The 13,488-nt window shown below is 61.5% G+C and carries 14 protein-coding genes; 10 read left to right on the forward strand and 4 right to left on the reverse strand.

Features of this window, described 5'->3' with window-relative positions; genetic code table 11:
- Nucleotides 1–37: 37 nt before the first annotated feature.
- Nucleotides 38–178, forward strand: a complete 141-nt coding sequence (locus BLT65_RS47285) for a hypothetical protein (protein WP_167306528.1) — start codon at nt 38–40, stop codon at nt 176–178.
- 3 nt (nt 179–181) lie between these two features.
- Here the strand turns inward: BLT65_RS47285 and BLT65_RS23715 are convergent, their stop codons facing one another.
- Nucleotides 182–1,183 carry an alpha/beta fold hydrolase gene (locus tag BLT65_RS23715; protein WP_091781764.1) on the reverse strand — a complete coding sequence of 334 codons (1,002 nt, stop codon included), beginning with the start codon at nt 1,181–1,183 and terminating at the stop codon, nt 182–184.
- A gap of 262 nt (nt 1,184–1,445) precedes the next feature.
- Between BLT65_RS23715 and BLT65_RS23720 the strand changes: the two genes are divergently transcribed.
- The 4 genes from BLT65_RS23720 to BLT65_RS23735 all read left to right on the forward strand — a co-directional run bounded on the left by BLT65_RS23720 (nt 1,446) and on the right by BLT65_RS23735 (nt 4,371).
- Nucleotides 1,446–2,855 (forward strand): MmgE/PrpD family protein, encoded by a 1,410-nt coding sequence (locus BLT65_RS23720; protein ID WP_091781610.1) that lies wholly within the window; start codon nt 1,446–1,448, stop codon nt 2,853–2,855.
- A 26-nt stretch (nt 2,856–2,881) separates the two neighbouring features.
- The gene (locus BLT65_RS23725; RefSeq protein WP_007579042.1) at nt 2,882–3,112 is read left to right on the forward strand and encodes a tautomerase family protein; all 231 of its coding nucleotides are present in this window, start codon (nt 2,882–2,884) and stop codon (nt 3,110–3,112) included.
- 19 nt (nt 3,113–3,131) lie between these two features.
- Nucleotides 3,132–3,338: a tautomerase family protein gene (locus tag BLT65_RS23730; protein WP_007579041.1), complete on the forward strand. Its 207-nt coding sequence runs from the start codon at nt 3,132–3,134 to the stop codon at nt 3,336–3,338.
- Between the two features lie 145 nt (nt 3,339–3,483).
- Complete coding sequence (locus BLT65_RS23735) at nt 3,484–4,371, forward strand: LysR family transcriptional regulator (protein WP_091781613.1); 888 nt, start codon at nt 3,484–3,486, stop codon at nt 4,369–4,371.
- Between the two features lie 16 nt (nt 4,372–4,387).
- On the opposite strand, the gene BLT65_RS23740 is transcribed toward BLT65_RS23735, so the two are convergent.
- A complete protein-coding gene (locus BLT65_RS23740; RefSeq protein WP_042315406.1) occupies nt 4,388–5,335 on the reverse strand; it encodes a LysR family transcriptional regulator in 948 nt (315 codons plus the stop codon).
- 169 nt (nt 5,336–5,504) lie between these two features.
- Nucleotides 5,505–5,930, reverse strand: a complete 426-nt coding sequence (locus BLT65_RS23745) for a VOC family protein (protein ID WP_091781616.1) — start codon at nt 5,928–5,930, stop codon at nt 5,505–5,507.
- A gap of 319 nt (nt 5,931–6,249) precedes the next feature.
- Between BLT65_RS23745 and BLT65_RS23750 the strand changes: the two genes are divergently transcribed.
- Nucleotides 6,250–7,161, forward strand: coding sequence for a PilZ domain-containing protein (locus tag BLT65_RS23750; RefSeq protein WP_091781620.1), 912 nt, complete (start codon nt 6,250–6,252; stop codon nt 7,159–7,161).
- A 190-nt stretch (nt 7,162–7,351) separates the two neighbouring features.
- Here the strand turns inward: BLT65_RS23750 and BLT65_RS48755 are convergent, their stop codons facing one another.
- Nucleotides 7,352–7,606: an H-NS family nucleoid-associated regulatory protein gene (locus BLT65_RS48755; protein ID WP_244186571.1), complete on the reverse strand. Its 255-nt coding sequence runs from the start codon at nt 7,604–7,606 to the stop codon at nt 7,352–7,354.
- Nucleotides 7,607–7,935: 329 nt separating this feature from the next.
- On the opposite strand from BLT65_RS48755, the gene BLT65_RS23760 reads away from it, so the two are divergent.
- The 4 genes from BLT65_RS23760 to BLT65_RS23775 all read left to right on the forward strand — a co-directional run bounded on the left by BLT65_RS23760 (nt 7,936) and on the right by BLT65_RS23775 (nt 13,427).
- Nucleotides 7,936–8,316, forward strand: a complete 381-nt coding sequence (locus BLT65_RS23760; RefSeq protein WP_042315420.1) for a response regulator transcription factor — start codon at nt 7,936–7,938, stop codon at nt 8,314–8,316.
- Between the two features lie 274 nt (nt 8,317–8,590).
- Nucleotides 8,591–10,792, forward strand: coding sequence for a PAS domain-containing sensor histidine kinase (locus BLT65_RS23765; RefSeq protein WP_091781626.1), 2,202 nt, complete (start codon nt 8,591–8,593; stop codon nt 10,790–10,792).
- Nucleotides 10,782–11,456 (forward strand): response regulator transcription factor, encoded by a 675-nt coding sequence (locus tag BLT65_RS23770; RefSeq protein WP_091781629.1) that lies wholly within the window; start codon nt 10,782–10,784, stop codon nt 11,454–11,456. Before BLT65_RS23765 ends, BLT65_RS23770 begins: the two co-directional genes overlap by 11 nt.
- 1,011 nt (nt 11,457–12,467) lie before the next feature.
- On the forward strand, nt 12,468–13,427 hold the full coding sequence (locus BLT65_RS23775) for an AraC family transcriptional regulator (RefSeq protein ID WP_091781631.1): 960 nt from the start codon (nt 12,468–12,470) through the stop codon (nt 13,425–13,427).
- Nucleotides 13,428–13,488 lie beyond the last annotated feature (61 nt).

Below are 13,488 nucleotides of genomic sequence, written 5' to 3' on the forward strand. Positions count from 1 at the left end.
GCTATAACAAAGGCGTGACTCAATGTTGGAGGCAATCATGAAACGGCTTTTGGCAATCTTCTTCTTTCTCGCGGGCGGGCTCGCAACGGAAATCACTCACCCCGTTCAGTGCGACCTGATGACGGCAAGCGGTGTGCAACAAAAGCGCCGGAAAACATCGGCGCGCATTGCACGATAAAACTCAGGTTCTCCACTTGCCGGTGCGCGCGAGTTCCGCGCAAGCATCGGCAAACGCTTTGGGCGCTTCCTGCGGCAGGTTGTGGCCCGCATTCGGAATCTGTCGGTGAATGCGCGGGCCGGTGAACTTCGCTGCAGATGCGTGGCCATCGGTGGCAGGGATCACGCCGTCCGCGAGGCCATCCAGTGTGATAGTCGGCACCGTAATAGGTGGAATCGATGCGAGCTTCTTCTCGATCTCATCGTACTGCGGATAGCCCGCTGCAAGGCCAAGTCGATGCCGGTATGAATGGATGACGATATCCACGAAGTCCGGATTGTCGAATGCTTTCGCCGCGCGCTCAAACGTCGCTTCGTCGAAATGCCACGTCGGCGAATTGTTCTTCCACAGAATGTGCGCAAGCTCGCGTCGATTGGCTTCTAGCCCTGCGCGGCCGCGTTCGGTCTGAAAATAGTACTGATACCAGAGACCGCGTTCGATGCCAGGCGGCAGCGGTGCGCCCGCTTTGGCGATATCCTGGATCAGATAGCTGTTCACTGAAACAAGGCCGACGCAGCGCGAAGGCTTGATTGCAGCGACGACGCAAGCCGCACGTCCGCCCCAATCGTATCCGGCGAGCACGGCCTCGGGAATATCCAGTGCATTCATCAGTTCGATCACGTCCTGGCCTACGGCCGCCTGTTGACCGGCGCGCGGCGTATCCGCGGACAGAAGGCGCGTCGTTCCGAAGCCGCGCAGATACGGCACGATCACGCGAAAGCCCTGCGTTGCGAGCATGGGCGCGACATCCGCGTAGCTGTGAATGTCGTACGGAAAGCCGTGGAGAAGAATGATGGGACGGCCTTCGGCGGGTCCCGCTTCGTGATAGCCGATGTCGAGCAGGTCCGTGTGAACCTGGCGTACAGGAAGTGTTGTTAGCGGCGTTGCAGTCGTTGATGCAGCGAGCACTTGCGACACGTTGCCGAGCGTCGTCAATGTTGCGACGCTTGCCGCTGCCGCGAACAGAAAGCGGCGGCGATTAGATAAATCTTCTGACACGATAATCAATCTCTTCGAGGGTAAGCGACGAAAGATTGAAACGTGCGCATGTATCTGATTTGTGTCTACCGTACGTCGCCTGTGTAGCGTTTTGTAGGCGAAAAGTAATGCCTGAAAACGTGTCGCCACTATCAGCGCAACAGATAGCGGTATCCAAACCCTTCGCTTGATCTCCGCAGTGAGCGGTGCGACATTGAGTCACCCGTTCTTCACGCGAGACCTTCAAGCCATGAGCACTCTTACCGCTGTCGAACGTATCGGCCGGTTTGCCGACGTCGCGCACGTCAGTCATCTCACGCCGCAGACCCGGCACTTGCTGAAGCGGAACATCCTGGACAGCCTGGGGTGCGCAATCGCCGCATTGCCAGGCTCGCCTTTCAAGGCGCTCCGGGAGCAGTTCGACGAATATCGCAGCGGCGGCACCTGTACGCTGATTGGCGGCGGCTCGACTTCTCCGGATCAGGCGGCGTTGTACAACTCGGCTCTTGTGCGTTACGTGGATCTGCTCGACAGCTATATGTCGCCAGGTGGTCTTTGTCACCCGAGCGACAACTTCGGCGCAGTACTGGCCGCCGCCGAACACGCATCGGCGGACGGCGAATCGTTCATGCTGGCGCTCGCGGTTGCGTATGAGATCGGTTGCCGCATTACGGCAGTCGTTCCTGTCATGGCAAAGGGTTTCAACCACGCAATTCAACTCGCAATTTCGTCAGCCGCTGCTTCGGGCAAACTGCTTGGCCTCGACGCAGGTCAAATCGCGCATGCGATCGCCATCGCAACCGTCGACAACATCTCGCTCTCCTGCGTTCACTCCGAGCCCGTGTCGTACTGGAAGGGCTTCTCCCCGGGTATTACCTGCATGCGGGCCATCTATTCGGCGTCGCTTGCGAAGCGCAGTTTTACAGGCCCGTTACGTCTATTCGAAGGACCGAACGGACTCGTGCGCATGTTCGATCAGCAAGTCGAAGTGGATTGGGAGGATTCGAGGCTGGAGGTCGTCCATCAGACCGTGATGAAGAAGTACTGCTCGCTGATTCACGGCCAACCGGTGCTGGAAGCCACGCTGGAACTCAAGCGCATGCACGGCATAACGGGCGGCGACGTCGAAGACGTGGTTTGCGACATCTTCCAGATGGGCTACGACATCGCGGGCGGCGGCGGCTTCGGTGCAAAAGACGACCCGCAAACGAAAGAGCAGGCCGACTACAACCTCAAGTATCTAATTGCCGCGGCCTTGCTCGACGATCAGGTTGGTCCCGCTCAACTGGAACCGGCGCGTGTCCAGGCAGCCGACGCGCAAGCGCTGCTGAAGAAAGTCACGATACGTCCCGACGCCGCCTTCTCGGCCCAATACCCGAAGGCATTGAATACGCGCGTCACGATCCGCTGCCGCGATGGCCGTGTGGTGTCGAAGGAACATGTGGGCTTTGAAGGTGGCCTGGACAATCCGTTCACGTGGGAGCGGACAGTCGAAAAATTCAACTGGCTAAGCGAGCCTTATGCGGACGAAACGCTGCGAAGCCAGATCGTCGATCTCGTTTCCAGACTCGAAGAACACAAGATCTCGGAGTTGATGCAACTCCTCACGAAAGTCAATCGAGAAGCGGTGTACCCGGCAAAACATCCGGGAATTCAATAATTGATTCAGGCATACAGGAGATTCGAATGGCCCTGATTTCATGTGACATGCGATACGGCAGAACGGACGAACAGAAACGTCAGCTTGCAGCGGGTCTGCTGCGTGTAGTCAGCGAGGCGACAGGCGAAACGAAGAACGATATCTTCATTGTGTTTCGCGAGGGCAGGGGCATCAACTTCGTCGAGCATGGCGAACATCTTCCCGAATACGTGGAAGGCGCAGCCAACGACAAAGAACTGATCAGCCGCCTCAAATAATCATCGCAGGAGTATCAGCATGCCTTTTATCGAATGCCATATTGCGGCTGGATTGACCCCGGCGCGTCGCGAGCAACTGATGCGCGACATCATTCAGGTCACGCACGACGCGATCGGCTCCGACCCGAAGATCATCAATGTGATCCTGCATGAGCATCCGCGCGAGAACATCAGCATATCGAGCCGTATCAATGGCGAGGAATTCAAAGCCCAAAAGACGGGTTGAGGCCTTGCCAGAAGCAATGGCCGTGATCAGCGCGCCGATGCGCAACGCGGCTTTGGTGTAGGATGACGATCGACCTGTGCCGCAGCGCAGTGCGGGCCTGTGATGACAGTATCCAGGCCTTGTCGATCTCATCGAGGTACACAGCATGGATGTCGCCGACCTCAAGGTGTTCGAGGCAGTGGCCCGTCACGGCAGCATGAACCGGGCGGCTGCCGAACTTCATACCGTTCAGTCCAACGTGACAGCGCGAATCCGGTCTCTTGAACGGGAAATCGGTGTCGCGCTGTTTCAGCGCCATGTGCGCGGCGTCAGCCTGACGCCCGCTGGGCAACGCATGCTGCCGTACGCGGCGCGCATTGCGAAACTGCTTGCGGACGCGCGCCTCGCGGCGCTGGACGATGGCCCGCCCGCCGGAGCACTTGCTTTAGGCACGCTCGAAACGACGGCTGCATTGCGCCTTTCGCCGATACTGAGCAACTTCGCCAGAATCTATCCGCAAGTGCGCCTCTCTCTGACTACGGGCACGAGTTGCAGCCTGACGGAAGAAGTCGCCGCGTGCCGGCTCGATGGCGCGTTTGTCGCGGGCCCCGTCGAACATCCCGAACTGCATGCCGAGATGATCTTTCAGGAAGAACTGGTGCTGGTGACGCCGCGCAACCTGCCTTCGATGGACGCGCTGCGCGCCGTGCCCGACCTCAAGACCATCGTGTTCAGATTGGGTTGTTCGTATCGTCAGCGGCTTGAAGCGTTGCTGGCGGAGATGGGTATCGTGACGGCCACGCCGCTCGAATTCGGTTCGCTCGATGCGATCATCGCGTGCGTCGCGGCGGGTATCGGCGTGACGCTGTTGCCGCGCGGTGTCGTGTCGAGCGCGGCCGAGCAGGATATCGTCGCGCTTCATTCGTTGCCGCCGGAGAAAGCACAGGTCGCCACGCTCTTTATTCGTCGGCATGACGCCTACGTGTCTAGCGCGATGCAGGCATTCGTCGAAGTGACGCGCTCGCGTCTCGGCCCCGTGATGGCGGCAGCCTAAAGCAGCCTATAAAAGCTTAAGCCGCCTGCGGTTGGGCATCCAGCAAGGGCGCCCGCCGACGTGCGCTGTTGAGACGAAAGAACTCGGTGCAAAAGTCGACAAAAGTTCTGAAGCGCGCGGGCAGCAATTCCCGGTGCGAATAGAACAGGCAGATTTCGACTTCGCTGTCGGATATAGAGCAGCCGGGCAACACGGGCACCAGCTTGCCCATCGCCACATCTTCCCGTGCCATTGCTTCTGGTAACTCCGCAATGCCAGCGCCCGCGAGCGCGGCCGCACGGAGCAGCACGTCGTTGCCGTCCATCGACGACATCGGAATGACCTGCACGGGCGCGCCGTTTTCGATCACCTGCACGTAGTTCGTGCTTCGCTGGCGCGATTGGGACGGCAACAGCAGAAAGTGCTCGGTGAGATCCGCCGCGCAACGCGGCGTGCCGCGTTGCGCAAGATAATCGGCGGATGCGACCAGCGAGCGCGACGATTTGAACAACGTTCTGCGAATGACGGCCGACTGCTCGACCTGATGCGGCGGAAGCATCGCCATGTCGAACTGTCCGTCATAGAGATTGACGGCGCCTTCATCGACGGAAACCACGAGGTTGACGTTCGGCGCGACGGCGCGATAACTGGACAGAAACTGCGAGAACGTCTCGCTGACCAGCATCGGATGAATCACCAGACGCAGCTTGCCGCTGTCGACTTCGCGCTCGCGCATGATGCGGCGATTCGCTTCGTCGAGTTCTTCGAGCAGGCGGCAGCAACTGAGGTAATAGGACTGCGCTTCTTCCGTCAGCGTGACGGAGCGCGTCGTGCGATGGAGCACGCGCGTCTGGATGGAAGCTTCCAGCTTCGCAATCGCCTTCGAAATGGAGCCGGTCGTCACGCCCAGCGAGGTCGCCGCCTTGCTGAAACTCTGATGCTGCGCCGCCGAGACGAACGCCCTCAACATGTAAAGCTGGTCCATGCTCAACCTCTGCTCTGTCGCTGCCCAACTGCACTGGCATCACTCTAGCAACAGATCACGAGGAGATCGCGCGGTTTGTTTTGATAGGGGTATCACCCGCGGTGATAGCTCATCACCGTGGCCTTTTCTGCACGACATGGATCAGGGGTGGGCGAGCGCCAGGCGCTGCTCAGCCAGCCGCCTTCAAACGTGAATCGAAGTCGAACTCGAGCCGGATGCCGCCGGGTTCATAGATCATCGTGTGACGCTTCGGGCCAGCGCCGAGGTTCTCCGGCGCGAACTCGACCCTGACGCCGGGCCACTGCGAGACGCGCGCGTAAATCTCGTTGAGCGCCTCTTCGCTGCCGACACGCAACGCAAGATGATGCAGCCCGACGTTGGTCTTGCGGTCGAACTCGACGAGGTTCGCCTGATTGGTGACTTGCCACAGCGTCAGCATCACGTGTCCATCCGAGACAAACGCGGCGGGGTAGTCCGGCTTTTCGCCGACCTGCTTCCACTGCAGGCATTCGACGAAGAAATCGCGCGTCAGGTTCAGATCGCGCACGGCGAGACCAACGTGATCGATGCCGGAGGTGAGTGCCTGGGTAGTCATGTCGAATTGTCCTGTGCAGTGGGCGGGCGGCTTGTCCCGTGATAGCACGCGAAACACAGTAACGCAAACGCCCCGACGCAAACGCCGGTGATGGCGGCCATTATAGGGACGCGCCGCTGCGAAGATTCTTGAGCCGCGGGAAACCAACCTTTGCGGGTTCGGCATTGCGCACGATGGCGTTTTGGATACGTCTGTCTAAACAATCGAGTCAGACAAACGTTTGCCAGGTTGGTCCGCGCGGCCGCGTCGTGCATACTTGCTGCCTGCGCGCACTGCACGAATGCGATGCGGTAAAAAATTCGAGAGGAGAAAACGAGTCATGCCGTTGGTGCCGCTGTCGCAACGGGAAGTCACGATCGGCGTTCCACTGCCGTTTTCCGTCTACACGGCGGACGGCAGGCTGCTGATGGCGCGCGGGCACATCGTTCATAGCGCGGTGCAATGCGAGCGGCTCTTTGCGCAAGGGCCGTTCAGGCATCCGTTCTCCGGCGAGCGCCGCGACGACGCCACACCTGAGGACGCGGACACCACGCCGGCGTCCGCCGGGCGCGCACGGCGCGGCCATGAAGACCAGACGCTCGTTGGCCCATTTCCCGTGTCGGGCTGCATTCCCGAAGACTTTGTGATCACGCTGGCAAACGGCCCGGCCATTTCCTCGCGCACCCGCTTTGTCGGCGCGCTGGACGACGTCAGCCTGCTGCTCGCGGGCGCGGGCGTCGATCCCGCGTTCGCGCCGGGTGAGGCGGTCGAAGGACAGTTCATCGCTGGGCGTTATCGCCATGCGTTCGAATCGGAAGTCATCGGCCGTCATACGTCACCGTTCGACGTGCTCTATCTGCGTTACCCCACGGAAGTCCGCTCACGTACGCTGCGGCGGCACGTGCGTGTCGGCATCGACGTGACGGCGCGCCTCTCGCAAAACGACCGGCCCATGGCGGGGACGGAAGTCCGCGCAGTCGATCTGAGCGCCGCGGGCGTCGGCCTGCTGGTGAACTCGAACTCCAATTCGCTCGCGCCCGGCGAGCACTTCAAGCTCGCGCTGCCGCTTGCGCGTGCCGGCCGCGTGCGCACGGCGCCGCTGAACTGCATCGCGCGCAACCGCCGCACGAAGGACGGGGAAACCCTGGTGGGCGCCGAGTTCGGCAATACGTCGGGTGACGTGCGCGAGCTGGTCAAGGAGTATGTGCTGGACGTGCTGACGGGGGCGGTGCCGCCCGAGCGCCACGCATAGCGCGACGGAAGCCGCGCGCCCCTATCGGCGCGCGAAAAAAAGCCGACGTCGTCGTCGGCTGAATCGGTTCCCGTGGCTACGAGGGGATGCACGGGAACCGTCGTCATGATACGGACGGCAAGATGAAGAGACGCTTAAGGACCTGCGAGATGTCGCATTTGCGTCGTTCGCGTGATGCTGGCCAGCCGCGTCACTCGCACAGAAAGTGATCGACGCTTTGCCCCGCCGCGACCGCGCGGCGCAGCCATTCCGGGTGCTCGCCGTCGCCCGTCCACGTATTGCCCCACGCATCGCGGTAGCGGATCCGTTTCGCTTCGTCGATATCCTGCTGCAGCGCATGTTGCAGTGCTTCCAATGTGATATTGCACTCCTGCATGCGGCGTTTGAGCCAGACAATCAGGCGCTCGCGCGCTTCGCCTTCGAGATGTTCAATGACGGCGGACACGTTGTGTTTCCTCGTTTGCAAAAAGACGGTTGATCCCGTCGCGATGGGTTGGGCCGGGCGTTTGCCCGCGACGTCGACAATGTAGGGAGGCCGCGCGCAGGCGGGTTTCCCCAAGGCACGCGCGGGTTCCGAAACGCACGGCAGCAGGCTGGAATCTGCCGTAAGGCAGGCCGGCCGGGCTTGACGGGCGGGGCCCGAGGCCGCGCGGAGGGTCAGAACTATACCTACATATGATTCTCGCGGCGGGGCGATTCCCATAAGATGGAATCATCTTGAACGGCATTACGCAGAACTGTGCCGTCGTAAACCAACGGCCGAGGGAAAGTCGCTTGCACAACCATCCGATCGCTTCAGTCATCGACGACGACGAATCCGTCCGCACCGCGATGTCTAGCCTTGTTCGTTCGCTGGATTGGGACGTCCGGCTGTACGCATCGGCCGAGGCGTTCCTTGCATCCGACGTAGACCAGGTCGCATGCATCATCTCCGACGTGCAAATGCCCGGCATGAGCGGGCTCGACATGTATCGTCATCTGCTCGACAAGGGCGTGACGCAGCCCATCATTTTCATCTCCGCTTTCGCTTCCGACGCGGTGCGCCGCCAGGCACTCGACCTGGGCGCGCTGTGCGTGCTGACCAAACCTGTCGACGGCGCCGAAGTGTCGCGCTGCCTCGCGGGGCTCGAACCGGACGACTCGCAGGGCGAATGAGGCCGGCGCGGATTGCCGCGCCGCGGCCCTATGACAAGGGTTGTCGAGCTATTCGGATAGAATCCTTACCGGATTGAAATGGGCCGGCTTGCGGGATATCCGACTGTCGAGCGACGCATGTGGCGGCGCGAATCAGGGTTGCGCCGCCCGATGACAAATGCGGCTGAAAAGTGCCGCTAATAAATGCCGCAGACAAGCGCTCGCGAGGAACGCCTATGCCGAAGTTGTGCCGTCCATTCCACCCCACAGCAATATCGCGCGTTCACGGGGCGTCATGATGTTCCGTCAGAGCGCAGGCATGACGTCGGCTCGCGACGCGCGCGTTCTCTTTTCTCTTGCGGGCATCGTCGGCGTGATCGTGTTCGTGATCGACGCGCTGACGCCGCTCGACATCGCCATTGCCGTGCTTTATGTGGTCGTCGTGCTGCTCGTCGCTTCGACGGGCTTGCGGCATGCCACGGTCGCAACGGCATGCGCGTGCGCGGCGCTGACGGTGATCGCCTTCCTGATGTCGCACGACGAGAACTATTCGGGCGGCTCGATTGCGCGCGGTATCGTGAGCCTGCTTGCAATCGGCACGACCTCGTTTCTCGCGTTGCGCAACCAGGCGAACACGGTGCGGCTGCAGGAGCAGATCCAGTTGCTGAACCTGACGCACGACGCGATCGTCGCGTACGACATGAGCGACCGCATCACGTTCTGGAATCAGGGCGCAGAGGAACTGTATGGCTGGAAGGCCGACCAGGCGATCGGCCAGCGCATCCACGAACTGACGCGCACCAGTTCATCCATTCCCCTCGACGCGCTGCGCGACGAGGTCGTGCGCAAGGGCCGCTGGGAGGGCGAACTGGAGCGCGTGCGCAGCGACGGCAGCACGGTCATCGTATCGAGTCGCTTCGCGCTGTGGCGCGACGACAAGGGCAAGCCGCGCGCGATACTCGCGACCAACAACGACATCACGATGCGCAAGCGCATGGAAGCCGAGTTGCAGCGGCAGCAGGAAGACCTGCGCGCGATCATCGACGCGATTCCCGGCATGGTCTGGAGTTCGTCGCGCGACGGCGAGCTGAGCTACATCAACCGCCGCTGGAATGAGCTTGGCATCACGTTGACGGGCGGCAGCGGCGACGTCTGGACGTCGATCGTACACCCTGATGACTGGCCGGCGATGCACGCGGCGTGGCGCGGCGCGATTGCCACGGGCAAGCCGTTCGAGAACGTTGCACGCATCCGCCAGAGCAACGGCTCGTACCGGTGGATGCATATCGGCGCGGACCCGCTGCGCGATCAGAACGGGCAGATTCTGCGCTGGTACGGCGTCAATACGGATATCGAGGAGCGCAAGCAGGCCGAGCAGGCGCTGGAGCGCAGCGAGGCGTTCCTGTCCGACGCGCAGCGCCTGAGCCGCACGGGCAGCATCGCGACGCGCCTGCCCGCAGGCGAGATGTGGTGGTCCGACGAGGTGTACCGGATCTTCGAATATGCGCCCGACTACACACCGGGCATCGAGCTGGTTCTCGCGCGCACGCATCCCGACGATATCGCGCTGGTGCGCGAAGCGTACGAATCGGCGTTGTCGGGCGCGCCGTACATCGACAACGAACACCGGCTGCAGATGCCCGACGGGCGGATCAAGTACGTACATTACGTCGCGCATCTGGCCGTGCCGCGGTCGGACAGCATCGAATACGTGGGCGCGCTGATGGACGTGACGGAGCGCCAGCTCGCGCAGGACGCGCTCGACCGCTCGACGGCGGAACTCGCGCATGTCACGCGCGTGACGATGCTTGGCGAACTCGCTGCGTCGATCGCGCATGAAGTCACGCAGCCGCTCGCCGCGATCGTCACGGCGGGCGATGCCGCGACGCGCTGGCTGAACCGCGCGAAGCCCGATCTCGGCGAAGTCGGCCAGTCGATCAACCAGATGGTGCGCGACGCGAAGCGCGCCAGCGACGTGATCCGCCAGATACGCTCGATGGCGCAGAAGCGCGATCCGAGCCAGGCGGTGCTCGATCTGAACGGTATCGTGAGAGAATCGATCGAGCTTGTGCGACGTGAGCTGGACGCCGCGCGGGTCGAACTGGAAGCCTGCTACGCGGAGCCGCCGCCGTTGGTGTGCGGTGACCGCGTGCAGCTTCAGCAGGTGGTCATCAATCTCGTGATGAATGGCGTGCAGGCGATGACGGGCATGACGGGACGGGCGCGGCGCATGCGCATCGCAACGAGCGTCGTGGACGGACATCATGGGCAGGTCGCCATAGAAGATTCGGGAACGGGCATCAGCGAGGAGAACGTGGGGCGGCTCTTCAACGCGTTCTTCACGACCAAGGCGGACGGCATGGGCATGGGGCTGTCGATCTGCCGGTCCATCGTCGAGGCGCACGGCGGACGTATCTGGGCCGAGTCTGAGGAAGGACAGGGCGCGACGATGCAATTCGTTTTGCCGATCGATAAAGGAACGTGCGATGAGCAGTGATGAAATGAACGACCCGAATCAGTCGATCGTTTATGTCGTCGACGACGACGATTCGATGCGCGCGGCCGTCACGATGCTGCTGCGGTCGGTGGGTTTGCGGGTTGAGACTTTTGCGTCTGCGCAGGAGTTTTTGTCGTTGGACAAGCCTGATATTCCCAGTTGCCTGATTCTCGATGTTCGGCTGAAGGGGCAGAGCGGGCTCGCTGTGCAGGAGCAGATTGCTGCTGGCAATGTGCATGTGCCGATTATCTTTATGACTGCGCATGGCGATATTGCGATGTCTGTGAAGGCTATGAAGGCCGGCGCGATGGATTTTCTGGCTAAGCCGTTTCGGGATCAGGACATGCTGGATGCGGTTGCGACTGCGCTCGCTAAAGATGAGGAGCGGAGAAAGTCCGAACGTTCGGTTTCTGATTTGAGGCGGCGGTATGAGTCGCTGACGCCGCGAGAGCGTGAAGTTATGGCTTTTGTTGCTAGCGGGCTTATGAATAAGCAGATCGCTGCTGAGATGAATCTTAGTGAGATCACGGTGAAGATTCATCGCGGGCAGGCTATGAAGAAGATGGAGTCCCGGTCGTTGGCTGATTTTGTTCTCAAGGCGGAAGCGCTGGGGGTTAAGTCGTTGGAGGCCGGGGCGTCGACGCGGACGCAGCGCGGGTCTTGAGGTTTTGGTTTGTCTTCGACGTTGGGTTGGGGGTGCTTGTGGGGCTTTGCTGGCATTCGCCGTTATGGTGGTTTGCTTGTGTTTGTGCTGGCATCCGCGTTACGGTGTCTGCGCTTTCGCTGGCATCCGCGATTTGTTAGCTTGCTTCAGGCGTCGCCCCTGTGCGGGGCGGCACCTACTTTTCTTTGCCGCCGCAAAGAAAAGTAGGCAAAAGAAAGCGGCTCACACCGCCAGTGCTAGTTTTTGCCTGAGGGCCCCCACAGGGTCTTACGCTTCACATGGCAATCACGTGACCCATGTTCGTTGCCAACGCTCTTGCGGTGCGCCTCACCCGCTTCACGCACCCGCGCTTTACCATGCCGTGCCAGATAGTCCACCGCCGCCCAGGTGGCAAACTGTGTGTAGGCCGTAGTGCCTCGCACGCCTCACTTCGAACCGATAGCGCACACGTCCCACCCTGTAAGAGCGCCAGGCTCTACGCCGCGACAACCTACACACAGTTTGCCACCTGGGCGGCACATACCATTCGCTACCGCTGGCCCTTGTACGGGTGTCTGAAGTGGGTGAGGCGCTCATTCAAAGCGTTGGCAACGCACGCAAACAGAAAGGCTGCCGTGTGAAGCATAAGACCGGTTGGGGTCCCTCAGGCAAACACAAGGGCTGGCGGTGTTAGCCGCTTTCTTTTGCCTACTTTTCTTTGCGGCGGCAAAGAAAAGTAGGTGCCGCCCCGCACAGGGGCGACGCTTGAAGCACGCTAACAAAACGCGGATGCCAGCGAAACCCCCAGGCAAACCGCCACAACGCGGATGCCAGCGAAACCAAAACAACAACCCCCGCGCCCCCGCGCGCCCCACCCGGTATTAAACCTTCATATAGGTTGACGCAACCATTCGACTGCACCGGCAACCCTATGTACGGCTAGTCGCGCCAGGCCCATCCGTTTAACTTTGATTCCATCGCGGCAGCGTTATTTGCGCCGCAATCAAATCACTGAAACCGGAAGAACCTGCCATGACCACCACACTGATCGACCTGCCCGCTCCGCTTGCCGATGTCGTGTCGCGCCGCCAGGCATCCCCCATCGTCGCGGAACAGCAATGGCGCCGCATGAACGCGTCCACGCACGACGCCGCGACGCAGCGCGACAACGTCGTCGTCATGCGCTGGACCCACGGCGGCGACGCGCCGCTCGAAGTGTCAAATGAAGGCAGCGTCGACGATCACTGCATCGGCCTGAACCTGAAGTGCGCTGCACTCACCTTCGATCACGCCGGACGCAGGCTCGTACACGGCCGTCTGACGGCAGGCGCCGTGCAGGTCACCGCGCCCAGCGTGCCGACCCGCGCCGTGTTCTCGTCGTCCGCCGATGTGCTGCATCTATTCGTGTCGCAGCAGGTGCTCGCCGAGTGCTATCAGGACCTGTTCCAGCACTCGCGCGATGCCGACATCGTGCTCGACGACCCCGATCTGATCCGCGACCCCGTGCTCGAGCGTCTGGGCCAGGCGCTGGCCGTCTCGCAGAGCAACGACGCCGCGCTCGGCAAGATGTTCACGGACAGCGTGAGTCTCGCGATCGTGTCGCATGTCGTCGGGCGTCATTTCGCCGGTGCTACGCGCCGTTCGCGCGAGGCCGCGCCGCTGCCGCAGTGGCGCATGAACCGCGTGATCGAATTCGTCGAAGCTCATCTCGCCGAACCCATCGGCCTTGCCGACATCGCGGCGAGCGCCGGCCTCACGCGCATGCATTTCGCCGCGCAATTCCGCCGCGCAACGGGCGTGCGTCCGCATGAATATCTGCTGCGCCGGCGCGTCGAGCATGCGCAGCATCTGCTCGTGACATCGAAACACAACGTGATGGACGTCGCGCTGAGCTGCGGATTCCGCTCCCAGGCCCACTTCACGACCGTGTTCAAGAAGTTCGTCGGCGAAACGCCGCATCGCTGGAAAGAGAAGACCAGCGACGCGCGCTAAAGCACCGTCCCGTACTTCAGACAGTCCAGAAGCATCGCCCGAACCGATCGCTTTCCACAGG

Source organism: Paraburkholderia steynii (assembly GCF_900100565.1).
In the GTDB taxonomy this organism is placed as follows: domain Bacteria; phylum Pseudomonadota; class Gammaproteobacteria; order Burkholderiales; family Burkholderiaceae; genus Paraburkholderia; species Paraburkholderia terrae.

Coding starts and splice junctions, on each gene's coding strand:
- BLT65_RS47285 (WP_167306528.1), top strand. CDS start 38: ATGAAACGGCTTTTGGCAATCTTCTTCTTTCTCGCGGGCGGGCTCGCA.
- BLT65_RS23720 (WP_091781610.1), top strand. CDS start 1,446: ATGAGCACTCTTACCGCTGTCGAACGTATCGGCCGGTTTGCCGACGTC.
- BLT65_RS23725 (WP_007579042.1), top strand. CDS start 2,882: ATGGCCCTGATTTCATGTGACATGCGATACGGCAGAACGGACGAACAG.
- BLT65_RS23730 (WP_007579041.1), top strand. CDS start 3,132: ATGCCTTTTATCGAATGCCATATTGCGGCTGGATTGACCCCGGCGCGT.
- BLT65_RS23735 (WP_091781613.1), top strand. CDS start 3,484: ATGGATGTCGCCGACCTCAAGGTGTTCGAGGCAGTGGCCCGTCACGGC.
- BLT65_RS23740 (WP_042315406.1), bottom strand. CDS start 5,335: ATGGACCAGCTTTACATGTTGAGGGCGTTCGTCTCGGCGGCGCAGCAT.
- BLT65_RS23745 (WP_091781616.1), bottom strand. CDS start 5,930: ATGACTACCCAGGCACTCACCTCCGGCATCGATCACGTTGGTCTCGCC.
- BLT65_RS23750 (WP_091781620.1), top strand. CDS start 6,250: ATGCCGTTGGTGCCGCTGTCGCAACGGGAAGTCACGATCGGCGTTCCA.
- BLT65_RS23765 (WP_091781626.1), top strand. CDS start 8,591: ATGATGTTCCGTCAGAGCGCAGGCATGACGTCGGCTCGCGACGCGCGC.
- BLT65_RS23770 (WP_091781629.1), top strand. CDS start 10,782: ATGAGCAGTGATGAAATGAACGACCCGAATCAGTCGATCGTTTATGTC.
- BLT65_RS23775 (WP_091781631.1), top strand. CDS start 12,468: ATGACCACCACACTGATCGACCTGCCCGCTCCGCTTGCCGATGTCGTG.